The sequence below is a fragment of the Telmatobacter sp. DSM 110680 genome (assembly GCF_039994875.1).
Classification (GTDB): domain Bacteria; phylum Acidobacteriota; class Terriglobia; order Terriglobales; family Acidobacteriaceae; genus Telmatobacter.
The window spans coordinates 5,860,095-5,886,143 of the sequence record NZ_CP121196.1; the positions used below are offsets into that span (position 1 = coordinate 5,860,095).

Annotated in this window: 10 protein-coding genes; 7 read left to right on the forward strand and 3 right to left on the reverse strand. The window is 55.6% G+C overall.

Annotation, left to right across the window (positions count from 1 at the left end):
* Positions 1 to 432 precede the first annotated feature (432 nt).
* From P8935_RS24235 to P8935_RS24245, 3 genes are all read left to right on the forward strand, one after another.
* Positions 433 to 4,014 (forward strand): glycoside hydrolase family 38 C-terminal domain-containing protein, encoded by a 3,582-nt coding sequence (locus P8935_RS24235; RefSeq protein ID WP_348262885.1) that lies wholly within the window; start codon positions 433 to 435, stop codon positions 4,012 to 4,014.
* Positions 4,015 to 5,112: 1,098 nt separating this feature from the next.
* Complete coding sequence (locus tag P8935_RS24240) at positions 5,113 to 7,950, forward strand: DUF1800 family protein (RefSeq protein ID WP_348262886.1); 2,838 nt, start codon at positions 5,113 to 5,115, stop codon at positions 7,948 to 7,950.
* 9 nt (positions 7,951 to 7,959) lie between these two features.
* Positions 7,960 to 9,393, forward strand: coding sequence for a DUF1501 domain-containing protein (locus P8935_RS24245; protein ID WP_348262887.1), 1,434 nt, complete (start codon positions 7,960 to 7,962; stop codon positions 9,391 to 9,393).
* Positions 9,394 to 10,121: 728 nt separating this feature from the next.
* Here P8935_RS24245 and P8935_RS24250 read toward each other — a convergent pair.
* On the reverse strand, positions 10,122 to 11,258 hold the full coding sequence (locus P8935_RS24250; RefSeq protein ID WP_348262888.1) for a hypothetical protein: 1,137 nt from the start codon (positions 11,256 to 11,258) through the stop codon (positions 10,122 to 10,124).
* A gap of 766 nt (positions 11,259 to 12,024) precedes the next feature.
* Between P8935_RS24250 and P8935_RS24255 the strand changes: the two genes are divergently transcribed.
* Complete coding sequence (locus tag P8935_RS24255; protein ID WP_348262889.1) at positions 12,025 to 14,520, forward strand: Ig domain-containing protein; 2,496 nt, start codon at positions 12,025 to 12,027, stop codon at positions 14,518 to 14,520.
* 253 nt (positions 14,521 to 14,773) lie between these two features.
* The gene (locus P8935_RS24260) at positions 14,774 to 16,255 is read left to right on the forward strand and encodes a hypothetical protein (RefSeq protein ID WP_348262890.1); all 1,482 of its coding nucleotides are present in this window, start codon (positions 14,774 to 14,776) and stop codon (positions 16,253 to 16,255) included.
* A gap of 62 nt (positions 16,256 to 16,317) precedes the next feature.
* On the opposite strand, the gene P8935_RS24265 is transcribed toward P8935_RS24260, so the two are convergent.
* The gene (locus P8935_RS24265) at positions 16,318 to 18,870 is read right to left on the reverse strand and encodes a protease pro-enzyme activation domain-containing protein (RefSeq protein ID WP_348262891.1); all 2,553 of its coding nucleotides are present in this window, start codon (positions 18,868 to 18,870) and stop codon (positions 16,318 to 16,320) included.
* Between the two features lie 494 nt (positions 18,871 to 19,364).
* Here P8935_RS24265 and P8935_RS24270 point away from each other — a divergent pair, with 494 nt between their 5' ends.
* Both P8935_RS24270 and P8935_RS24275 read left to right on the forward strand, forming a co-directional pair.
* Complete coding sequence (locus P8935_RS24270) at positions 19,365 to 19,838, forward strand: (2Fe-2S)-binding protein (protein WP_348262892.1); 474 nt, start codon at positions 19,365 to 19,367, stop codon at positions 19,836 to 19,838.
* A 14-nt stretch (positions 19,839 to 19,852) separates the two neighbouring features.
* Positions 19,853 to 22,081 carry a molybdopterin cofactor-binding domain-containing protein gene (locus P8935_RS24275; RefSeq protein WP_348262893.1) on the forward strand — a complete coding sequence of 743 codons (2,229 nt, stop codon included), beginning with the start codon at positions 19,853 to 19,855 and terminating at the stop codon, positions 22,079 to 22,081.
* 156 nt (positions 22,082 to 22,237) lie between these two features.
* On the opposite strand, the gene P8935_RS24280 is transcribed toward P8935_RS24275, so the two are convergent.
* Positions 22,238 to 25,765 carry a TonB-dependent receptor gene (locus P8935_RS24280; RefSeq protein ID WP_348262894.1) on the reverse strand — a complete coding sequence of 1,176 codons (3,528 nt, stop codon included), beginning with the start codon at positions 25,763 to 25,765 and terminating at the stop codon, positions 22,238 to 22,240.
* Positions 25,766 to 26,049 lie beyond the last annotated feature (284 nt).

Below are 26,049 nucleotides of genomic sequence, written 5' to 3' on the forward strand. Positions count from 1 at the left end.
GTCCCCTGAGTCTGAACGATTGGCGCGTACCGCCTGAACAGCGGGTTGTCGTACCGCGCGCGTTCCTTTTTTTGAGAGGAACGATATTCCTAATTTTGAATAGCAGTTGGACAAGAGCCACTTGTCCGGAAATGCGACTATTCGTCCAAGTGGAAAGTCACCCACTGGAAATCAGTGAACACCGGGGCGTTTTCTCGGGACCAATCCAATCTCAAATTGAATTCGCCGCACCTAGAAAGTGAGACGGACTCTTGCCTGCATCGAGAACAACTTTCATTAGTCTCGTCCGGTCGCGCATAGAGTCTTTCGCTTGACATGGGCTGAGCGGAGCCCTACCCTGATGCGGTGGAAACGATACCACTTAATTCCCTAGTTTTTTCACTCCCTACCGAGAATCACAATCACTTCGATGTCACAGCGAATGGAGAACTTATGCCCCGCTTCACGAAGAGCTTTTTGATCGCGCCTGTAATAGCGCTAGCAGCGTTGATTGCCCCGGCGCAGACAATGAAGGCCCCAGATATCACAAAGCAACCAACACTTTATGTAGTTCCCTACGCCCACCTTGATACGCAGTGGCGTTGGGAGTATCCGCAGGTGATAAGTGAATATCTGCTGAAGACGATGCGCGTGAACTTCGACTATATCGATAAATACCCGCACTATGTCTTCAACTGGTCGGGATCCAACCGATATCGACTGATGAAAGAGTATTATCCATCGGACTACGAAAGGCTGAAGCAATACGTAGCGAAGGGCAACTGGTATCCCGCGGGGTCCTCGGTGGAGGAGGGCGATGTGAATTTGCCCAGCGCGGAATCGATCATCCGCCAGGTTCTGTATGGCAATACATACTTCCGCAAGGAGTTTGGAAAAGCCAGTGCAGAATACATGCTGCCGGACTGTTTCGGATTCCCGGCATCGCTGCCGACTATCCTTGCACACGCAGGCATAAAGGGGTTTTCGACACAGAAGCTCAGTGCATCGTGGCAGCCTGCTCCGCTGATTGGCGGTCCCGATTCTCCCGAGAAAACGCCCGAAGGTATTCCCTTCAACGTGGGAGTGTGGGAAGGGCCCGACGGAGAAACCGTCCTCGCTGCGTTGAATCCTGGCGGCTACGGGAGCCAGATTTACACGGACTTGAGTAAGAGTCCGCCTCCCCCGCAAGCTCCCGCTTCAGGATCGAACCCGCGCAGAAGGCGGGGATCCGAGACCGACTGGCCAAACCGTATCAATATCGATGGAAGCGCCACCGGGGTTTACGCCGATTATCACTACATTGGAACTGGTGATATTGGCGGAGCTGTGGATGAAGAGTCGGTGAAGCTGCTGGAAGCCACAGTTACGCACGGAGAAGCAGTGCTGCCCGACCCCAACATGAGGCCTGACCCAACCGATGCTCACTCCGCCGTACCGGGCACGCCCGTTTCTATGGGAGATGGTCCCGTCAGTGTGATCTCGGCAGCCGCAGATCAGATGTTCCTGGATATCAAGCCGGATATGCAGCTGAGGATGCCGTCCTACAAAGGCGATCTGGAACTGATCAATCACTCGGCTGGATCGCTGACTTCGCAGGCTTACCATAAACGGTGGAATCGCCGTAATGAAATCCTCGCTGATGCTGCGGAAAAAGCATCGATCGCTGCTGCATGGATGGGTGGTCGGGCGTACCCGCTAGAGCGCCTGAATGATGCCTGGACGCTGGTGATGGGCGGCCAGTTTCACGATCTTGGCGCTGGCACGGCGACGCCCCGCTCCTATGAGTTCTCGCAGAATGACGATGTGATCGCGCTCAATCAGTTCGCGGATGTGCTGACAAGTGCTACGCAGTCAGTTGCATCCGCGCTCGATACGCAGGTGAGCGGCATACCGTTGGTTGTATACAACCAGCTCAACGTGGCTCGTGAAGATGTTGTAGAAGCTACGATACATTTTCCTGGCAAAGCCCCAAGTGCGGTTCGCGTCTTTAGTCCCGATGGGCATGAGGTTCCCGCGCAGATCAGCAACGGGAAGGTACTGTTCCTGGCGAAGACGCCATCTGTCGGCTATGCGGTTTACGACATTCGCCGCGCACAAACGCAGGCGATCTCAGCAGAGTTGAAGGTCAGCACTTCTGCGCTTGAGAATGCGCGATATCGCGTATCGATCAATGCCAATGGCGATGTGACGAACATCTTTGACAAGGCGCTCAACAAGGAGCTGCTCGCCGGACCTATGCGGCTGGCAATCTCAAATGACGCACCCAGGCAATGGCCTGCGTGGAACATGGATTTTGATCAGGAACAGGCGGCTCCGCGTGCCTATATCGGCGGACCGGCGAAGATTCGCGTCGTCGAAAACGGTCCGGTCCGGGTGGCAGTGGAAGTTTCCCGCGAGGGCGAGGGTTCAAAGTTTGTGGAAACGATTCGGCTGTCGAATGGCGACTCCGGTTGTCGGGTCGAGTTCAGTGATTCGATCGACTGGAGGACGCTATCCGCAAACCTCAAGGTGGTCTTCCCTCTCTCGGCGACTAATAAAGTAGCGACCTATAACTGGGAAGTCGGCACCATCGATCGGCCTGCTGCGACAGAACGGCAGTTCGAGGTAGCCTCGCATCACTGGGTTGACGAGATAGATGCTTCCGGCTCCTATGGCGCTACGATCCTTACCGGTGACAAGAACGGCTCGGATAAGCGAGACGACAGTACAATTCGCCTGACCCTTCTGCGCTCTCCGGGACCGGCTTCGCAAATGAAGGGCGCTTACACAGATCAATTCAACCAGGACTGGGGACATCACGAAATACTTTTCGGGATTGCCGGCCATGCAGGCGATTGGCGACTGGGCAAGACGGACTGGCAGGCTTATCGGCTGAGCACGCCGCTGTTAGCGTTTGAAACTGAGAAACACGCGGGAAAGCTGGGCCGCGATTTCTCGTTGCTGGGCGTCGATAACTCGAACATCCGTGTTCTGGCTCTCAAGAAAGCTGAGCTAAGCGACGAAGTGATAGTCAGGCTGGTTGAGCTGCATGGAGAGCCCGCTCCACAGGTTCGGGTGAAGTTCGCCGGGCCCATCCAGGCTGCGCGCGAAGTGAACGGACAGGAATTGCCTGTCGGTCCGGCCACAATCGTTGACGGAGCGCTTGAAACCTCTTTCAAACCTTATCAGCCCCGCACATTTGCCCTGAAGCTCAGCCCATCTTCGGTTCGTACGGCCGATGTCGAGTCACAGCCGATCGCCCTGAAGTACGATCTTGCAGCCGCAAGCGAAGACGACACAAAATCGACGGGTGGATTCGATCAGCAGGGCAATGCTCTTCCAGCCGAGATGCTTCCTGCACAACTGAACTTCAATGGTGTGGAGTTCCGGCTGGCGCCCGCCGGAGTAGGCAAGCTCGATGCCGTTATGGCGAAAGGCCAGGTGATTGATCTACCTTCTGGAAATTTCAACAAGGTGTACGTGCTCGCCGCTTCTGCGCGAGGCGACCAGAAAGCTGTATTTCATGTTGGCTACCATCCCGTAGATCTGACCATCGAGGATTGGGGAGGTTTTATCGGTCAATGGGATACGCGCATGTGGAAACCCAGACCAGATTCGGTGACCGAAGGAGGAGGGCGCTTTAGTCAAATCCCGGCACATGAAGTTCCGCTCAGGAAGGACTGGGCGACATCGGCGAATCACGCCACATGGGATCTGAAAAGTCGGGGAACGCCAGACTGGTCGCCGGAATATCCGAAGGACTATCTCGGCTTGCGTCCGGGATACATCAAGCCAGCAACTCTTGCCTGGTATGCCTCGCATCACCACACCCCGGAAGGACTGAACCAGCCCTATGCGTACAGCTATCTGTTCGCCTATGCGATGGACTTGCCCAACAATGCGAAGACACTGACGCTACCGGCAGTCGACGGCATTCGCATCATGGCTATCTCCGTAGCGAAGGAAGATCCGAATGTGATCCCCGTACAACCTCTGTATGACGCGCTTCGCAGGACGACTGAACCTAGTACTTATGAGGCTGCCGCCACGCACTAAACGGCAGAAACTCAGAAAAAGTTTGAATGCAAGCGTATGTATCCCGACGCACTCATTCGGCAAGATGAGTATTGGGGTTGGCGAGTGTTGACTGCCTACACGGAATAGTGAAATTGCCAAGTCCGGGTTCGCCGTTAAGTTGCCGAGATGGCGACTTTTCGGCCAAGTGGAAAGTACCATTGGAATTCAGTGAACGCACGCGCGTTTTCAGGGACGAGTGGCCTCGTGGTGCTCGCTCGATTCAGAGTGGATAGTGGGATGCCTTCAAGAGTTCTTCGAATTCGGACACTTGAAGAAATGTGCCGCAAATGCTCTCACCGAGCATTATCTGTTAACGAATGGCGCTACTGGAGCTTGGTGTATTCAGCATGTGCCAAGTTCAACAGGGGAAGGTTGGGATGAGGCTGACTTTAGACCGCGAAGTGTTCAATAAGTCTGCATGAACATATGGGGAAGAGCCTATCCCACCCCTTTTGGCGGAAATTTCCCAACCGTAAGTTGAGCCCTACCCTCCGGGTAGCGAACTATTTTTATTCGCGCGGGTTACCGCTACTGGCTCCGAAGCAGATCACAGGTCAGCCGCACCGCCAATTCTTGGCGTCAGTTGGCAGAGGCTGAGAATGCGCAAATGAATCCAGTCGTTACGCCCCATTCAGATACATCTTTCACATTCGCGTCGGTGCAGTTTGAGGCGATCGTCGTTTCCTTTATCTTTTCGAACTTCTGCAGACTATCGGTGAAAACACCGCTCCTGCTCGATATTCCCTGCGTGCTCGGGTTCGCCTTGAGAGCGGACGACGTTACTTTCGTCGGCGACCGCTTTGCCCTATTGGGCCCCGGGGAATCTAGCGTGTTTCATAGAAATCTGATTCTCTCTAAGTACCGCAAAGGCTTGGAGCGAAGCTGGTACAGCTCTTCCGCAGACCCTTGCGGATATACATCCGTTTTCTAACAGGCATCCTCTGTCGCTGAAGAGATTGCGCACGCGAGCCATTCGCTTAATCGAGCGTCGCGGCCAAGTTTCTCCTATGGCCGTTTTCCGGCTGATTCTTCCAGAGGACCTGCATGCACCGCTTTCCCCGTAGACCAGGAGCGCAAATGCAAGTAAAGCCTTCACGTCACTGTGACTTGAATCTCTCGCTGTGTCTCGCGGCGCTAACTGCTTTTCTCCCGCTTCTCTCGGGCTGTGGGTACTTCGCGGTTACGGACCCTTCGTTCTATGCTGGAATCTCCGCGTCTGCAAGCACTCTTCGGGTGAACCAGCAAATTCAACTCAAGGACAACGCCAGGACGACTGGCGTGCCGGTGATCTTTTTTGTAAACGGTGTGCAGGGCGGCAACGCGGAATTCGGCACCATCACCAGCACCGGACTTTACACTGCGCCTGCGATTGTGCCCGTGCCGAACACCGTCTCCATCACCAGCACTACGGCGAAGTTTCCGAATGATCCTCCGGGGTCGGTTGCAATTGGGGTTCTCAATCCGATTCCCGTCTTGACCTCGGTCACTCCCGGCGCCTTTTCCGAAGGCACCACCCTGGTTACTGTGAACGGTTCGCAGTTTGTCTACGGAGCACAGATCCTTTGGAACGGATCCGCGGTCCCGACGACTTTCATTTCGTCTACACAGTTAGTGGCATCCATCCCGGCTCCGAACCCCGGGACATTTCCAATCGCGGTCAGCAACCCGAATCCCGGATCAGTCACTACCAAGTCGCTTTCGGTCAAAGTCGGCCCGGGACAGGTCGTGCTTACGCTACAGCCCTACTATGGTACCGATGTTCGCGTTAGCAATGCGCTTAACATTGGACTCACTGTTGCCGGTACTGACAACCCCGCAGTGACCCTCTTTATTAATGGAGTGGCCGGCGGTAACGCACAGGTCGGCACCGCTGTTTCCAACTCCGATGGCTCGATTACATACACTGCTCCGGCCGTTGTCCCCTCTCCGAACGTCGTACAGCTCACGGTCGCCAGTGTCGACAATCCGAGTGTTTCCATCAATCGCAACATCGCTGTTTTGAATCCAATTCCAATCCTCGGATCCGCAACTCCAACGTCATTGAATGTTGGATCCACCTCTGTGGTTGTGCAGGGGCAGAGTTTCATCTCCGGTGCGCAGGTGTTGATGAACGGTGCTGCCGTGCCCACAACGTTCAACAGCGGCAGTCAACTCACAGCAAACCTCACCGTCACGGGACCGGGCACGCTCGATCTCCAAGTGCTCAATCCGAGTCCGGGTCCCGCGACCTCAAACGATTTGATTGAAGACGTGGCAGGCGGGGCTCCGACACTGCTAGTTTCACCAGAAGATGCAGCGCGCTTCCTCGACCAGGCTACATTTGGCGCAACTGATGGGGATATCCATCATCTCTCGCAAATCGGATATCAGACATGGCTCAACGAGCAGTTCAGTATTCCGCAGACTCTTCGTGAGCCGGTCGTGGAACAGGCACTGCTGCTAAACAACCCTTCTTGCAGCGCATCCGATTTGAAATGCAACGCTTCCTTGTTTGTGCAGAACAATCAGAGCGAAATCTACGTCGAGAATGCCTTCTGGCAGCAGGCACTCTCAGCGAACGATGCGTTGAGACAGCGCGTGCAATATGCTCTTTCAGAACAATTCGTGATTTCAGGAACGACGCCAGCCGTGCAGAACATGCCGCGTGGAGAAGCCAACTATTATGACTTGCTGGGCGCCGACGCATTTGGAAATTTCAGGCAATTACTTCAGGATGTAACGCTGAACCCGATGATGGGACAGTTCCTTTCGATGCTTCAGAATGACAAGGGCAATGCCAACACCGATCCCGATGAGAACTATGCGCGTGAAGTGATGCAACTCTTCACCATCGGCCTCTATCAGTTGAATGACGATGGCACTCAGAAGCTTGATTCAAACGGCTTGCCGATTCCAACCTACACGAACAATGATGTGATGGGCTTGGCAAAGGTGTTCACCGGGTTTAGCTGGAACGTTCCGGGTAATACCAGCGACACTGCCTGGTCCAATTGCTGCATCTACGTGGGAACGGGCTACGGCGAAGATCTCCTGCAGATGCAGGCTTACCCCGGCCATCACTCTACTGAGGAGAAGGACTTCCTCGGTGTGACAATTCCGGCATCGGGATCACCGGATCCGAACGGCGATCTAAAGATCGCGCTCGATACACTCTTCAATCATCCAAATGTCCCATCCTTCTTCTCGAGGCAGTTAATTCAGCATCTGGTGACATCCAATCCCAGCCCTGCCTACGTTGGCCGAGTGGCCGCCGTCTTCAAAGACAACGGTCAGGGCGTTCGTGGCGACATGAAGGCAGTCATCACCGCAATCCTTCTCGATCCTGAAGCCCGCGATACCGCGACCGACGCAAGCAATCCGCAATATGGCAAAGTTCGCGAAGCGCTACTTCGATACACCCATTGGGCTCGCGCGTTCAGTGTGCAGTCGAGAAACGGCGGTTACTTCATCGGTACAACTGAAGATCCAATCTGGGGTCTGGGGCAAATGACGATGCGTTCCCCAACCGTCTTCAACTGGTTCACTCCTGGATTCACGCCGCCCGCAACAAGCATCGAGCAGGCCGGGTTGGTGGCGCCTGAGATGCAGATGACGAACGTTACGACCGTTGTCGGTTATCTGAACTACATGCAGTATGCAATCGGCAGCGGTACGCAAAATGGCTCAGATCTGTACTCGTCTTACGGCGCAGAGTTAAACCTCGCGAATACTCCCGATCAGCTTGTGGATCGAGTGAACCTGCTGTTGATGGCGGGACAGATGGACAGCAATCTACGAAGTGCAGTTTTGGGAGCAGTGAGCGCAATTCCGATTCCCTCAGGCGATCAAAACGCGATCAACGCTGCACTGATTACGCGCGTTCAAACGGCGATCTATCTGACCGTGGCTTCGCCCGCTTTTTGCGCGCAGTTTTAGGAGATCACAGTGAATAAATTCGAACGATCCCGCCGGCAGTTTCTTCGGACGGCTTCGATGGCCTCCATGGCAGGCCTTTACGCCAGCCCTTTCCTTATGGAATTGAACTCTGTGGCAGCAATGGCGCAGAGCTCTGGAGCCTCCGATTACCGGGCGCTTGTTTGCGTGTTCCTGCAGGGAGGCAACGATGGGCACGGCACCGTGATCGCGACAGATCCGGAATCCTATTCCGCTTTCACGCAGGCGCGTTCGGGTGCGCCGGGGCTCGCCTACCCGCTTAGCCAGTTGCTTCCGATCCTGCCGAGAACCTCGCAAAGCGGCCGAACTTTCGCGTTGAATCCGTCTCTGGGGGGACTGCAAAATCTGTTCAATGCCGGTCGCGCCGCAGTTGTGTCGAACGTCGGGACGCTGATTGCCCCGGCGACAAAGACACAGGTGATGAACAATTCCGTTCCTCTGCCAGCATCTCTCTATTCGCACTTCGATCAAACGGCAGCTTGGCAGGCGATTGCGTCCAACGGAGGAAGCGCTGAACACATCGGTTGGGGCGGATCGGTCGCCGATCTTATCGAGAGCATGGGTATGAACTCGAACTCGATGTTCACCTGTATCTCAACTGCGGGGATCGCGCTGTTCCTATCCGGTCAATCGTCGTATCAGCTTAACGTCACGTCCGCTGGTCCGATTCCCATCGCTGGTATGGCTCAGCCTCTGTTCGGTCAGCCAGCAGGGACCAACGCTCTTTCGTCGATCCTCACCGCCGATGAGGCAAACCTGTTCGCAAAGGAATACGAAGTCGTTGTGAACCGCTCGCAACTCGCGCAGGAGCAGCTTTCCACGGCAATGTTGCCTGCCGGCCCTACAGGTATCGCAAACCCGCCTCAGTATCTCGATCCAGTTACTAACAAGCTCACTGACAATCCTCTTGCCACGTCTCTTCAAACCGTCGCCCGGATCATCGGCGGACGTTCAGGGTTGGGCGTGAAACGGCAAATCTTTTATGTGCAATTGGGCAGTTTTGATACTCATAACAATCAGGCCCAACTGCACGCGACGCTTCTTACTCAACTCGGCCAGGCGCTCGAATACTTCGATGGGTTGATGACATCTGCGGGCCTTGGCAACCAGGTAACCACGTTTACTGCTTCAGACTTTGGCAGAACCCTCACATCAAATAGCAACGGCACAGATCACGGTTGGGGAAGCCATCACTTTGTGGTAGGTGGTGCGGTGCAAGGGCAAGACATCTACGGCCCGTACCCCGTCGTAGGCGCTAACCAGGCTAACGACGTTGGCGCCGGCCGGTTGATTCCAACCATCTCGGTGGATGAGTATGCGGGGACTCTGGCACGATGGTTCGGATTATCCGACGGTCAGATTCGTCAGGTTCTGCCGAACCTCGGCAACTTTGGTTCAAGCCCCTACCTCGGCTTCATGGGCTAGAGATTCTGGGTGCTGTGGAATGACTGCGAACTGGAAGTGATATTAAAGCAGAATTACTTCCCGAATCCACACTCATCATCAAGACTGTCCGAAGGCAGGAAAGCAATCCCGTTGCGCAGGAGCACAGGTTACGGTTTGCGTGCTCCATTGTCGTGGGCAAACACGGACCTATACGGACGTAGCGCTAGGCGAGTGACTGGTGACAGCTGTCTTGGTCCCTCGCGTGCGGGAAAGTGATTGACGGGATCTTCCCATCGGTTCAGACTCTATAATCAAGTTCCGCCTTCAGGGCACGATGAAGAGATAGAGGTGTCATGGATTTCATTGATGGGGAGCTGAAATGTCTGTTCTGCAAAGCGGCGTTCTTGCTCCTACTGAGGGATCAGGAGTGCTTACGAGAAAGCGGATTCAAGCACGATCCTCGAAACTGCAGGGGCTGCAAAATGCTTATCGGGCAATCAGAACAAATCTCCGAATCTGTGACGAAAATCGGCCAGTCATCTATCCACTGACATCTTTGCTTACGATCTGTCGATCGGTGTTGTACTCCCGTGAGCAGGGAGTTACATCTGCCGGGGTGGCTATCTGTGAATGGATGGCTAGTCTTTATGGCTTCTCATGTCATCGATTCAACATTAGCTTTGGTGGATGGCTCATGTCAGCACAAACTCATTGAGTAGCACAAATCGGCGTAATTCGACAAAGAATTTGGATCGGGCGCGGTTCCTCTAACGGATCATCGTTGGTGGAGCAGGATAGTTGACCTTCTTTGTCAATTCCATATAGCGCTGATCACTCTTCAGAGTCGCGAACTCCGGTTCGCTAAAAATCCAAAGGAATTCTGCTCGACGCTGATCGTAATCGTGTTGAATGAGTCGCACGGCTTCGTCCTTTAATCCCAGTCGTATGCAAACTTCGGCAAGGCTCGTGCCGGCCAGCTTTCCGTCTTCGTAGAGCTTCTTACGAGACAAATAGAGGGAATCGAGCATCCCGCGTTCGCCATCTTTGCCGAATCTGGCATGAGCTTTAGCGACGGTGTCCTTCAGTACCTGATCATGCGTAAGGTCGGCTGTCTTCGCAGTCTCGGCGAGGAAGCCCGGATAGTCGCGAAGATCCCAATGCATCCTGGCCAGGTAACGATGCGGTGCCACGAAGTCAGGATCATCTCGCTCCACCTGCTGCGCCAAATCAATTCCGGCTTGCCGGTTTCCCATTTCGAAGAGCCATATACTCTTGTTGGATAGGATCACTGGAGAGGTTGGATCCAACTCCTGAGCACGGTCAAATTCGCTGGCAGTAACTCGATACCATTCAGGGGTGTTAAAAGCGGTGGCGAACCATAAATGCGTCAAAGGGTCATGCGGATCAAGTTCGATTGCACGGCGGAACTCTCTTTCGCCCGCGCGGAAATCCCAGTTGCCCCAAACCTCGGCGAACGCGAGAGAACGATGGGCCTCGGCGAGAGAGTCGTTCAGCGCAACCGCTTTTGTGGCTGCGGCGAGGGCGCGGCTCTCCGCCTCTCTGTCAGACATCAGCGAATATTCATGAAGCAGAATGTAGGTATCGGACAGTCCTGCATAAGCTCTCGCGTTTTCCGGGTCATGAACGAGGGACTGGGTGAAATCGTCGAGCGCTCGATTCAGACTTTCAGCGGTTCTCTTGTTCCATTCGAAGCGGCCCTTGCGATAAAGGTCCTGGGCCAGGAGTTTGTCAGCCTCGGTAACAGTTGTGCTTGAGACCGGTCGAGAATTCGCTTTGCCGGAGTTCGACAAGCCAACCATACGCAGGTTTGATATTCCCCCACTGTAGTGGAGGGCAGCGGCTGTTACACACACCAGCAGCGCTCCCATCGCAATCAGGAGCAACCGTCGCCTCAGGAGAAGCACGAGTGCCTGGTTGATTCTCGATGGCCAAACCCTGGCAACTTGAGGGGGTGCGTTTTCAACTGGAATCTGGAGTGCAGGCTGTTGTGGGACTTCAGAGGAGGTACTTGATTGGTCGGGGTCAGGCCGCGATTCTTCTGCGTAAGTCCTGTTGGACTCCAACCACGCATCTAACTCCGCCGCAATGCAATAGACTACCGCGCGGCCCCCGCCAGGGACGCGGTGAATGGGCAAGCCCCTGTCGACTTCCCAGCGTTTGACGGTTCGTTCTGCCTTGTCCAGATAACTTGCGATCGATTTCCAACCCTCCAGTCGGGTTGCGAGACGTGAGGAATCTGAATTTACGGGACGTCTGAAAGGTGCTGGCATGATTTGACCCGATGAGACCTCAAAAGGCGCATGACCAGAAGGGAAAACGCCTTCATGATAGCAGCCAGTCTTCACGGGTCCAATGGCTACAAGGTCATCTTTCCCTGCCGCAAAGTGCCCCTAACAGTAACCAGCCGACAGGTGACTTGCCCTTGAGCAAATTGACCCACGAAGTATCCAGGACTGTCTAGGCCCGAAAGAAAACGAGGGAAGCAGAATGATCCATTCCACATTGAAGAGGGTTTGCAACGATCTCATGCCAAGAGGAGTAAGCGGCTGGCTGCCACTTTTAATCATGTCGATCATGAAGGGATCTTCCACTCCGCGCACTCCAATGCCGAACGTCTCTTGGTGTCTATATCGCTTCAGAAGTCCAGGAATGCCCCTTCTGTTTCTCCGCAACTGCCGGCTTTTCGCACCTGTCGCGCTTGTTTTCGTAGCGCTCACGATCTTTCCCATGGCCCGTGCAACTGCAGCAACCTTAACCATCTCGACCAAAACGCTGCCTGCGGGCTATGTGAATTCTGCATACTCGCATTCTCTCGCCGCGACGGGCGGCTCGGGCACAGGCTATTCATGGTCGGTTATCTCCGGCACACTTCCCAAGGGCATTACGTTAACTGCAACAACTGGCCTGCTCCATGGCACGCCTACTGTTGTTTCCAGGGCAACACTTACCTTTCGGGTGAAGGACTCAGCGGGTCACACTGCTTCGGCTACGCTGGCAATAGCCATTCACCCAGCCTTGACCATCAAAGCGATCACCGTCCCCAAAGCCTATGTCGGTTCGCCGTATTCCCTTACGTTTATGGCTACCGGCGGCTCCGGAACCGGCTTGAGCTGGTCTGTGGCATCCGGTTCGCTCCCCAACGGCCTCGCGATTTCCACCGCCGGCAAAATCTCTGGGCAGCCCACAAAGACTGGGAACTCCGCAGTCTCCATCGAGGTCAAAGACTCGGCGGGCAACACTGCCAAATTCGCATTTACGCTCGTTGTCGGTCCGAAGTTGGTCATTACAACCGCTGGCCCCCTGCCCGTCGGCTACATTAATCAGAACTACAACTTCACTTTCACGGCCAGCGGAGGCAGTGGCACCGGCTACACCTGGACCACCAAGTCCGTACTCCCCGGAAGCATGGGCCTCACCAAAGCCGGAGTCCTCTACGGCCTCACCTCGACTGCCGAGACCGTTGTCCTCACGATCACCGTCACCGACTCGGCCAAAAACACCACCTCGGCCGATTTCACCCTGGTCATCAATGCGACCGTGTCGCAATGCACTAGCGACAATCAATCCTCGGCCCTCTCTGAATTGCATGGCGTCTACACGTTCACCTTGAACCGCCGCAACCTTTCCACGGGTCAGCTTTTCTACACCGTAGGCAGCTTCGATGCAGATGGCCCAGGCACAATCTCTAACGGCGTTATGGACTCCAATGGCCCAGGTTTCACGGCCGCCACCCGAAGCACCTTTACCGGCACCTACACGGTCGGCTCCGACGGTCGCGGTCGCATGGATATCGCCATTCCCGTCAGCAGCTCGCAAACCCTTAAACAAAGCTTCTGCTTCGCCCTTGGCTCCTTTTCGGTTATCAAAAACCCAAAACCACCACCTGCTACGACCTACGGCGCCGCCGGTCACGCCTTTGTTATCGAAGACGACAGCTCCAATGTGACATCCTCGGGCGAATTCATGGCCCAGGTGGTCAATCCCGCTAACTCGATGATGCAAGGCTCATGGACCTTTGGCATGACCGGCCGTAATCACTTCCCGACCCTTCTCCCCAATGGTCCGGACCCTCGTGTTGCCTTCGCCGGCTACGTCAATTTCGATGGCCTCGGGGCAATCACTGGCGGGGAAATGGACGAAGTCATCTCCAACGCGGTCAGCGGTATAGTCGTGACGCCAACTTACAGGTCTAAACAGACTCTGGGCGGGACCTATTCGATCCCAACGCCATCAACTGGATTTCCGACGGGCCGCGGCACGATGTCCGTCACGAGCGACGGGGTCACCTTTGCCCAGTTCGTGTTCTATCCCTACGGTGGCGCCACAGCCACTACCAACGGAGTCGAGAATCTCGCCGCTGGACTAGTTGTGCTTGAGACCAGCGTTCCAGTGACCGGCACCACTCCGGTTCACCCCACCTGGGTGGGCACCGGCGCGCGACGCACCTCGACCACATTCTCCACAACCTATCTCGACGGCTGGTCAGTCGCATCGCAGTGGTTCGTCGACAACCCCGGCACGACCAATGAGAGCGAAGGGGTAGGCATCGACTTCGATCACTGGGACGGCGCAGGCAACTTCACCTACACCGGCGACCGCAACGCCGTCTCACTTAAGACTGCCGTCTCCGGCAAAGGCACCTATACTGTCGACGCCAACGGACGCTTCGCCGTCATGGTCAACGGGCTCTGCGCTCCCTGCGGATACCTCACCGGCGGCAACCAGGGATTCGGCATTTATGACTCGGATAACGCCAATTTCGTGCTTCTCGAAAAGCAAACCCCTCCCGTCACTTTCACTCCGTTCCAACTTTCCTCGTTCCTGGGCGCATACTCTTTCGGAAATCGCGGGTACTCCTTCGCTCCACAGCAGACCGCGAGCGGTGAAACCGTCACCAGGGGTGACGGCAATTTCGCCGGCACCGTCGACACCGACACAATGGGCAAGTCTGAGGTCGACATCGCCCAGACCGCGCTCGCAACCGCCACGGGAACGTCCGGCACCACCGGCCGCTTCCTCTACCAGCCCAGCTCCACGACCTTCCCCTACGCCATCTATGTCATCGACTCTAATAACGCTGTTGCCATCCCGCTCGGCGGCTCAGGCAGCGTAACCGATCCTCTGCTGAGGTTCATTCACCAATAACGAGGACCAACAACTGCGCCGGCTCACGCAAAAAGTGTGTCGGCGCTGTTGCGATTGATCATCGACTTTGTCAGGCCTGGCACGTACTGAATCTGTTCACGGTATCTGCGACCGGAGAGATATGCGGCCATTACCTCAACCGCAGCCGTAGCATGAGCTGTCGACTTATGCCGTCTGAGACTGCTGATGCTGCCTTTCGAAATGCAGAGCGGATCCACTATCACCTTACTCAACTATGTAACCGGAGGTCGTGATGTCGAGAAACAGAATGCTGTTTGTCCTGTCCGTGATTGCTGTGCTCGTCGAAGTGCTCGTTTGGTCTCAACCTCTCTTCGGGCAGTCCGAGTCGCCGCAAATCGCGCAGGCTCGCGCCGCGTGTGCATCAGACATCCAGAGGTTTTGTGCCGGAGTACCTTCAGGAGGAGGCAAAATCGTTGCCTGTCTTAAGCAGCACAAAGATCAGGTTTCCGACGGCTGTAAGCAGGCCGTCCTTGCAGCGATGGGGCAATCAGGCGCTGCTGCGGTTCCGGCAATAAGTTCCCCTCCGGCACCTGTAAGTTCTGCACCCGTAACCCCCGCCGCAGCTCCGGTCGAGCACCCTAATGCTTCGTCCGCGCCTGTGAGACCCACCGCCGCCCAACAGCCCAACGCAGGGTCCGGTTCGAGCGCACACTATGTCTTGATGAAGCAGGTCAAGATCATTGACCAGGGCCTCGGTCAGGGAAAACCTGCCTACGACCTGATGATCCCAAAGGATTGGCAATTCAAGGGAGCGGTGAATGTGAATGAGGCGCCGGGGGGGTGTTTCGGCGATTGGTTTTCGGTGTTCGGAGACGCCACCAGCCCCGACAACTCCGTCGAGTTTCAGATGGCTCCCCAGTTCACGTGGCAGTACATGGATGATCCGGCAGGGCAGCGGCAGATGCAGACGCAAAACCAGGCCGACGCGAAGTTCGGGATGAAGCCGTGCCCGGTCCGCGCGCCGATCAAGGCAGAGGAATTTCTGCGTAAGGACATGGTCCCGAAATGCACCAAGGCCTGCAAGAACACGACCGTCGTGTCGGTGGAGGCCTTCCCCGAACTCGAAGAAATGGCCCGCCACCAGATCGGCCTCCCGCCAGGAGGCGGCCCGAGCGACACTCGCATTGACGCTGCCCGCGCTCGCATCGCCTTCGAGGACGACAAAGGGCAACCGGAGGAGGGATGGATGGCGGCGGCCATTGTCGTCCACACGATGCCGGGTAACGGTCACGGCGCGGCTTATGATTGGCACGCAGTCAACGTCTTGTTTTTCCGCACTCCCAAAGGCCAGCTCGATGCCAATGACAAGCTGTTCAAGATGATCGCGAGCACCATCCGCCCCGAGCTGGAGTGGCAGAAATGGAGCAACGGCGTCATTGCCTCTCTGTATCAGGAGAAGCAGAAGCAACTGGCCATTCAGTCACAGATGATCGCTCAGTTCCGGGCGCACGTCGCTGACGTTATCAACGAAGTCACGGCGAATTCGATGGCCGGCGCTAACCAGGCAGCCTTTGGCCAGGATCAGATTATCCGCGGCGTGCAAACCTTCCGTGACCCCTCGACCGGCTCACAGTACGAACTCAGCAACCTGTACGATCACGCGTGGCTCAATGGACAGAATGAATACGTCATGAGCGACGACGCAAACTTCAACCCCAACGGCAATCTTAATGGCAACTGGACTCAGCTAGATACAGTCCGACCTCAGCCTTGAAGGGAGCGAGTGCATGGTTGAAAGACCAACGTTACAACTCGCTCTTGAATGACGCGGTCAAGTTATTTGCCCGTCCCTTTCAAAGTAACAACCTGAGGCGTACCGGTCGCATTATCGGCGACTGAAAGTGTGGCCGAAAGCGCCACTGCCGCGGTCGGCTTGAACGCAACGGAGATGGTGCAAGTCGCGGAGGCTGGCAGAGTTGTACCGCAAGTGGTAGCCGTCTTCACGAACGAAGTTGGATTGGTTCCACCGAAGCTGATGCTCTTGATGGTAAGAACGGTCGTGCTTGTGTTCTTCAGCGTGACGACCTGAGCCGCAGTCTGAACGCCTTTGGAAGTGGTGGCAAAGGTCAGTGTGGCAGGTGACACGGTGGCTGTGGGCACTGGAGTCACTGAAGCCCAGCCATTCACGAGGTTGGCAGCATTGATTGAGCCGAGTCCTGTAGTGAGATCGTAACCGACCGCTGAGCTGTACCCACTCAGCACGCCGTACTTATCTCCACCTTTGCTGGTGACGCAATTTGGATCTCCGGTGTTACACACCTGAGCATTACTTCCCGTCGTTATGTCGTAGAAGTAGCAGGAATTCCCACTTGCAACCGTGTTGGTATTGCATGCTGAAGGCGACTGCTTTGCAGCAAGCTTATAAAAGCCCGGATTGGCGAGACCCTGCCAGGCGCCGCCCTGCTTCTGCACGATCATGGCCATGATTCCTGCCATAGCGGGGGCACTGGCAGAGGTTCCGCCGACTTCCTGGAATTGGATGTAGTAATTGCTCGAGTAGTCGCAGCCGTTGCTCCCGCTGGCGGTCAAGCAGAAAAGAAAGGCACTGCCGGGAAGACCGCCTGGGAAACTGCCCGAAGCAAAAAGTGAAACGTCGGGGACGTCACGCTTGCCGTCCGCAGGAACGCCGGCGGCGGTCTGCCAGTTTGGCTTTGGGTATCCGCCGGAACAGCTTGACGATGTGCTCCCGGTCGGGGTTGTGCAATGGCTTACACCGCCGCTTCCGGCGCTAATCTTTACGAGCCCTTGATAGCTAGCGCTCGCCGCGGCTGCGGCACAAAGTGCTTCGCTCGTTGTATACGCCGGGAACACTTTGAAAAGAACAGTGCTTGTACAAGTTGAATTCCAAGGAACCTCGGGTATGTAATGCAACACGTTGGACCGATTGGCCGCGTTTGTTCCCGACCAGTAGGTCTTATAGCCGGTTGAAGTCCACCACGTCCAATTCAGGTCCGTTCCACCTACCGCAGTCACATAGGGACTGGATGCCATTCCATTTACCTGCAGGCCAATAGTGTCTGCGTAAGGCGCTTTACCGTCCTGGCCGGTACACCCAGCAGAGCCTTGGTCTCCCGACGATTCGAAGATGCTGATACCCTCCGTGGCGCCTTGTTGAAAGATGCTGTTGTAAAGTTTGTTGCCAGCTGTGCCGAGATCCAGTTCGCAAGAGCCGTAGCTCGCGCTCATGATGGGGGCCAGCTTATGGTTCACGATGTAGGAGTCAGAGAGTTGTCCGCCATACGACGTGGAAGTAGAACCAGACACAACGAGCTCGATGGTGGCGCCCGGAGCCGTTGCGCCGGACCACTCAACGTCAAGAGAGTTCTCGCCCTGGCCGCCATATTTCACGTCGTATCCAGGGTCGGTTCCGTTATGGATGATCTTCAACGTAGTGGCAGGCAAGCCGAATACGCTTCTGAAGGTGTTAAAGTCGGCGGCCTTCACGTCGCTTAACCCTGAGATTGCGATGGTGACCCCTTTTCCGTTAATTGGGGTTGAGGCGTGCCAAAGGGGCAACAAGTTGTAGATTGTGGCGAAGTCGTACGGAGTTACATCCATGCGCACATGGCCAGATGTGTCGACATAACCGAGCTCTGGCTGAGGTCCATTGGCGGCAAATGGCGAGGAGTCGAGAAGTGTCACCTCGCCGGTTTTGCGATCTCGCTTGACCTGCTCGCCCAGCACATGTTGCGACTTCGGAAAGAAGTCGTGCAGCGAAGCCACACCTGCCACAACCGGCACCAGTGCCTGAGGAATCTGGGGGTCGCGGTCGTTGGCAAAGTGTGGCTCTCCATTGACGACGTAGTTGTGCATTTCTACGTTGAAGGCCTGTTGGACTTGAGCCACGGTGCCGGAGAACTCTATAGTGACGCGGCCTGCGCCGACCTCGTATATCTGGAAGCCATGGTTCTGCAGCCAGTTCGTGATTGCGGCAACGTCTGAATCGGAAGGTCCGTAGATCGCTCCGAATTCCTCAGGGCTTAACCAACGGTGATAGTCCGGAGATGCCGGGTCGTACTGGCGCTCATTGAACTCTTTGAGTGCCTGCTCCTGCACCGGACTCCGCTTGAGGACAAGCACCATGCGCTCCATATATTTTCCCAAATCGGCCATGCCCCGATCGTTGGAAGGTCGGGCGAGCGGGTGAGTATTGCCAGCCAGTGTCGTCAACTTGGCCTCATCGATGGCTTCAATAACGCGAGAAGCTATCGGCGTAAACCCGGTATTCGCTGCTCCGGAGGCGTCAGTTGCCTGCGCCCACACAGCAATCGAAGCAAAGATGGAGTACGCAACGCAGGCTACTGCAGGGGAAAGAAATTGGCGTCTCAATGGGATCATCCTCAGTTTTGGACAAATTATTGTGCTGTCGGACCCGCAATCGATTTCGCGGATCATGGGTCGCTTGGAGTTCGAAACTTCATGACATTACTCGCAACAGAAATCAGTCGCTGAGGTCTATCCAGATTCTGCCTAGAGATGGACCCTGTAGCGATGAGGGGAAGCCTGTTTCAGTAGCCGAGATTATCTTTGTTGGGTGCATTGTGGGCAAATGTCAAATAGGGTAGATTCGTGCCTTTTCATGACATTGAGAGGAATCGGGAGATTCGACATATGGTCGGGCGGTCGACCAACGTGTCAATCGATGAAGGATTACTTGATCCCAAGATCGGTCACCAGACGAAGAATGGCGACCGACTGACCGGGACAGCAGTGCCTTCTCTGCTTTTCTTCGCTGGAATCTGAGCGTCCGAAGTTGATACACTCACGTCCCAAGCTCATATTCTTCGCCGATCCCCTGGTACAAGCTGAATCGAGGTGCATCGATGCCCATCAAACTGAACGTCAACAACGTTGCAGCTACGGTCGACGTGACGCCGGATACTCCACTCTTGTGGGTTCTGCGCGACGTGCTCGATCTTAAAGGAGCTAAGTACGGTTGCGGAATCGGCGTCTGCGGCGCTTGCACCGTCCTGCTGGGTGGGCGTGCGGTGCGTTCGTGCATGACCCGTGTGGGATCGGTGGGGAACGAGCCTATCACCACCATCGAAGGCCTTTCACTCGATGGCCTCCACCCTGTTCAGATGGCGTGGGAGGCACTCGATGTGCCGCAGTGCGGATATTGTCAAGCTGGCCAGATCATGTCGGCCGCCGCATTATTGCAGCGCTCGCCACATCCTAGCGATGCGGAAATTGATACAGCGATGAGCGGCAATCTCTGCCGCTGCGGAACCTATGCGCGCATTCGCCAAGCTATTCACGAAGCAGCAGACGCGGGCACTGCAGCCCGCAGGAAGTAAAGGAGGGCCTTCTTATGCGCTTGAATCGCAGATCGTTTTTGCAGTTGACGGCCCTTGCGGGCGGCGGGCTTGCCCTGAATCTTTATCGCTCTCCCCTGAGCGCGGCTCAAGAACCGCCCAACCTTACGCCGCAGGCCTTCATACACATTTCGCCTGACGGGACTGTCACCATCATGGCGCGCGCGTCGGAATCCGGCCAGGGCATGCGCAACATGCTGCCCATGCTTATCGCCGAGGAACTCGATGTGGACTGGAAAGATGTTCGAGTACAGCAGGCAGAGTTGAATGAGAAGATCTACGGCGAGCAGTTTTCTGGAGGTTCGGCGAATACTCCGCAAGGCTGGGAGCCGATGCGCCGGGTTGGCGCTGCTGGACGCCAATTGCTCATCACGGCTGCAGCGCAAACGTGGAGCGTGCCCGAGGCTGAGTGCACCACGCGATCCGGACGCGTGCTTCACGCCGGCTCGTCTCGCTCCTCAAGTTACGGCGAGCTCGCAGCGAAAGCCGCTGCGCTGCCCGCCCCTGCCCTCGGCTCTGTGAAGCTGAAAGACCCGAAAGATTACAGCATCATTGGCCGTTCCCAGCCGGGTGTTGATACGCACGCCATCGTTACCGGAAAACCTCTTTTCGGAATCGACGTGCAACTTCCGGGAATGCTCTACGCCACGATTGAGAAAGCTCCTGTGTTCGCCGGGAAGGTCAAGTCCTCCAACATTGACCAGATCAAAGGGTTGCCAGGTGTGCGGCATGTGCTGCTGATCGACGGCGGCATCACTCCCGCGGCGTTCACTCCATGGGAACCAGGCATGGAGCCGGGCATCGCGATCGTCGCTGACTCATGGTGGCAGGCACAGCAGGCGCGCAAACAGCTCAAGGTCGATTGGGATCTGGGTCCTGCGGCGACACAAAACACGGACGGATTCAAGAAGCGGGCAGCAGAGCTGCTTCAGGCTGCGCCGACAACTACAGTGCGCAAATATGGCGAGGTGGATGCAGCGCTCAAATCGTCAGCCAATGTGGTTGAAGCGACGTATGAGTTTCCGTTCATTGCGCACGTCACCATGGAACCGCAAGGAGCTACGGCGCACTGGAAAGACGGCAAGCTGGAGATGTGGTCTACCAGCACGCTGCCAGGCAATGGCCGCGAGTTGGTGGCCAAGACGCTCGGCATCCAACAGAGCGACATCATCACTCACATGATGCGATCGGGAGGCAGCTTTGGGCGCCGTCTTCAGAACGACTGGCTGGTGGAGGCCGCATGGATAGCAAAGAAGGTTGACGCACCGGTGAAGTTGCTCTGGTCGCGGGAAGATGACGTTGCGCACGACCCGTTTCGGCCCGGAGGAACAATGGGACTCAAGGGCGGAGTCGATGCGCAGGGCGAGCTCATTGCATGGTGGCAGCACTTTGTCACTTACGGCGATGAGAAGCACTCAACCTCCGGCGGCGGCATTGGAGGAGACGCGTACCCCGCGGGCTTTCCGCCGGCATACGGACTTTATACTTCCGCACAGCCGCTCATGCTGCGAACAGGCGCTCTGCGCGCGCCCGGCGATAACGCCTACTGCTGGGTGGCGCAATCCTTTATTGACGAGTTGGCACACGTCGCGAACCGCGATCCCCTTGAGTTCCAGCTCGATCTGCTCAGCAACAAGAAGGCGCGCTGGTCTTCTGGGGGAGGCGACGCTGTGGGGGACCATGAACCCACAGGACCGTCCGTTCTGCTGCCGGAAAGATTCAAAGGCGTGCTTGAGCTGGTCGCGGAAAAGTCTGGTTGGGTGAAGCGCAGCAAGATGCCGGGGCGTGGAATGGGAATTGCCGCGTGGTTCTGCCACTTGGGGTACTTTGCCGAGGTTGCCGATGTCAGCGTCGACGCTGAGAACCGGGTGACGGTGCATCACATCTGGGCGGCGGGGGATGTCGGCAGCCAGATTATTAATCCGGCGGCGGCGGAGAACCTCGCCTTCGGCGGCATCATTGAAGGGATGAGTCACATGGGCCAGGAGATCACGATTGCCGACGGCAAAGTGCAGCAATCCAACTTCCACAACCACCCCTTGATGCGCATGAGGCAGGCGCCGAAGATTGATGTGTATTGGCGCAAGACAGACTACGCACCCACCGGCTTGGGCGAACCGACGCTGCCGCCGACCTTACCAGCACTAAGCAATGCCATTTTTGCTGCGACGGGCAAACGAATTCGCTCCCTGCCACTGCAGCAGAGCGGATTCAGATGGGCTTGAAAGCCCATCTGGATTCGTCCGCATCCTCTATCTAAAACTTCTGGAGACCATCCGGGCATTCCGTGCCATTCTGAACATGCGTATTCCGAAAGCGCCTGAATGTGGTTACCCGCCTTCGCGGTACGGGTGAAAAAAAGTTAATGATCTCGGTTGTTTCTAGAAGTTGATCGCCAGAGAGAACTGGCCGAAGCGGCGTTCGTCATTTGCCCCACCATTATTGCCAATGCCGCCTTTCGAAGCAGTGATAGGCACCGGCACACCATAGCCTACATTCGCAACGTCGTCCAGGCTTTCCTGGATGTAGAGATTGTGATGATTGAACACGTCAAAGCCTTCAGCGCGGAAGACAAGGTTTAAACGCTCGTGAATGGGAAACGTCTTGCTAAGTGCTGCGTCCAGGTTCCAAGCGCCAGGGCCGCGGAATTCGTTGCGCGCGGTCATATTCGTCGGATACGGTCCCCAATCAGAAATGCCATTCGGGAAAGTCGGTATCACGAGATTGGGATTGGAGAATGAAACCGCCGGCGCAAGGTTGCCTATGACATAGGCATTCTGTCCTCCACCGTCTGCTCCATGGGTCGACTTGAACGTATGGTTGGAGATGGGGGTTGAAGGAGTGTAGCGGGGAACGTTGTAGCCCTGTCCTGCTTGGGAGTCGTTCGTACTATCGAAATAGGGGAATGGCGTACCTGTACGAACCGAATAGATGCCCGATATCTGCCAGCCGAAAAGTGCCTGCTTCATCGCTCCATGACTACCTGCGAAGAACTGACTGCTGTAGATAGGCGCAACAACGAGCCTATGCCGAATATCAAGATCGCTGTTGCCGTAATCGAGGGAGGGCTTAAAGGGATTCATGTAGCCAAGCAGGAAGAACGCATTGTTGGTCTCGGAGAATGCGGTACTCAACTCATCGGTCGCATGGGCGAGAGTGTAGTTAGCCACTAAACTCAACCAGGAGTGATACAGATTGGTAGCCTGGAACTGTATGTTCATCGCCTGATAGTGGGAATCGCCGTTCGAACCGCGATTATTGATGTTCGAGTATTGATTATTCAGACGGGTAAGAGCCACGTGGCCATTTCCATCCGTAAGAGGATCCCCGGCAAAGACATTCCCACTGCCGAGGCCGTTGATGTTCTTTATGTCGTACAGATGAATGCCACGCGCGCCGGCATATTGAACCGACACCATCGTGTTCCGCGCCAATTGATGTTCCAGCGCCAGGCTGTAGAACTGCGTCTGCGCGGTGCGAATATTCTCATCGACGTTGCGCAGGCTGGTTGGGGGCAGCGGCACGCTTCCGGAGGAGCCTTCGAGCGGGCCGGTATTGGAACTCGTCACCGGCACACCGTTCAGCACGATCACGGCATAATTCGGCGGATTTTGTATTACGTTGAACGTAACATTTCCAAAATTTCGTTCATAGCTGATTCCGGCTCCGCCACGAAGAGAGGTTTTGCCATCACCCAGGAGATCGTACGCGAATCCGGCTCTGGGAGAGACAGTTCCGTATTGCGGCTGCCATAGTCCATGAATCGGACTATTCGGGGTCGTTAGTACCTGGCCATTGCGAATCTGGTGATAATAGTCCGAACCAGACCCGTAATAATAGTTAGAGTCAAGATTGCGATTGTTATTGTGCTGTACGCCGTAGTACTCGTAGCGAACGCCGAAGTTCAGAGTGAGCTTTGGCAATACGCGGTACGAATCCTGCGCGTAGGCTGCCCAGTCGTGAAAACGCTCGCTTCGTGCAAATGAAGGAGCCGTTGCCGGCAGGTTGATAGAGCATGCGCTCGTCTGAGTCAGCGCGCCAGTATACGGATTCTTGACGCATGGAACACTGCCCTTGGGGTTGACCGCAGCTTGAAAGTTAGTCAGAACGCCGTTGACAAGATTCTGAATGCCACTCGCAGCGGTTGCTCCTAGTTGCTCTGTAGCTTGGGCAAACGCGCCGTAGGCCTGGTTGTCCTGGATATAGAGAAGTTGGCCGCCGAACTGCATCGAGTGGCTTCCCTTTGTCCAATTCAAATCCTGGTTCCACTGAATGGTGTTCTGAGGGCCGCCAAAGGGCAATCCGCCGACCGCAGGATTCTCATCAAAGAAGCCCGGCAACTGGATAAAAGTTGATGTTCCTGGAACTTGTGCATTTACCGATGTGATGAGGACAGGCGAATTCTGCAGCTTCGCGTCGTAGGTCTGGAACGTGTTCAGCCGGCTGAAGCTAAGCTTCGTGCTGGTAATGAGGCTTGGATTGAAGACGTGAGAAAGACTAAAGAGATACGCCGTGTCCTGGAAGGTCTCGCCCACGTTGTATTGCGGATATGGTGAGGCGAAAACACCACCAGATTGGTCGACCTCGTCGTAGTTCACATAACGAAAAAACATCTGGGTCTTATCGCTATGAACGTAGTCACCACGACCGACAATATTGTACGTATTTTGAGGCACACCTCCGCCGGCATTGGCTGGAGCATTGAACGAGACCTGACCAAAGACCGGCGTACCGTCTGGAACTCCAACGAATGAACCGATCCCACTGGGACCAGACAGATAGGTCTTGGTAAACGTAAATTTGTTGTTTCCTCCGTAGGTATTGAAGAAGTCTTGACTGCTTGAGGCGGTGCGCGACAGGAACTCCGATGTCGGCACGGCAGCGGTGAGAGTAGCGCCGCTACGTACGCGTGTCCATTCGGTACTACCAAAGAAGAAAAGCTTGTCTTTCATCACCGGGCCACCCACTGCGAATCCAAATTGATTTCGAGTGTATTGTCCTTTAGGCGCCGGAAGGGCGCCCGTTCCGCCCTGGGCTAAGAATGCGGAATTGATCTGGTCGTTTGTCTCGGTGTTCGAGGTGTATGCCGCGAGGCGATTGAACTCCCAGAGGCCTCCGTGGAAAGCATTCGAACCGGCTTTGGTGGAGACATTGACGATACCACCGGATGCCCTACCGTACTGTGCTTCAAAGTTGCTTGTAGTTATACGAAATTCCCGCACCGCATCGACCGGAACATAGACACCGATGCCATCGCCAAATACGGATATGTATTCCACGCCATCTAGCAATACTTCCGTGCCGCTTGCTCGCTGGCCGTTAATGCTGAAACCAACAGCACGCGTCGAGCTTGGTCCGTTTTGATAAGTATTGTTCGATCTTGAATCGCCACTTGAAGAACTGTCGCCCGACGACACATTGCCCGACAATGCCACGAAATCATAAGGATTGCGTGTCAGGCTAGGCAAACGGGATATTTGCTCTTCATTGACGATCTGGGATAGTTCCTGCGTCTGGGTATTGACCTGTGAACCGCCCTCGCCGACTACTTCAACCTGCGTAGTACTGCTGCCGACCGAAAGTTTGGCGTCAAGCGTGACATGCCCGCCCACCGTTATCTGCACCTTGGCGGTGTATGGCTGAAAACTTGTTGATTGAATCACGACTTCATAGGTGGCGGGCTCAAGACCGGTGATTCTGTAAGCGCCGGTCTCCGAAGTGATCTCGTTCCGCACTGCGTTGGTACCAGTGTTCTTCGCCGTTACAGTCGCTCCGGCCAATACAGCACCCGTGGGATCCGTAACAGTTCCGGCGAGTTGGCCGGTCTCAACCTGCGCTGACAATTCGATTGAGATGAAAGGAGCCACGATCAAGACTACGAGGGCAAGAATCTTCAGAACATTCTTCATCGATATTCCTCTCAGTCAACGCTCCCGAAGGGAGCGGAAAACGTTGGTGAGCTCCCGTGACAGGTACCCGTTCAAACCTGACGAAATCTCTTCTGTTGAGGTCAAGCCGCATTTTCCTCTTGGCCCAGGCTCGTTTCATCCGTGATCCGCAGTCGCGCGTTCAAGAATGATGATTTGCAAATGAAGATCCGACTTGACCTCGAGTACCCACAAGTGTGACGAATGACCGGAATGCGTAGCCGGATTCGGTCCAGAATGGGGCGAGTGCATGAACTGCTTGACGG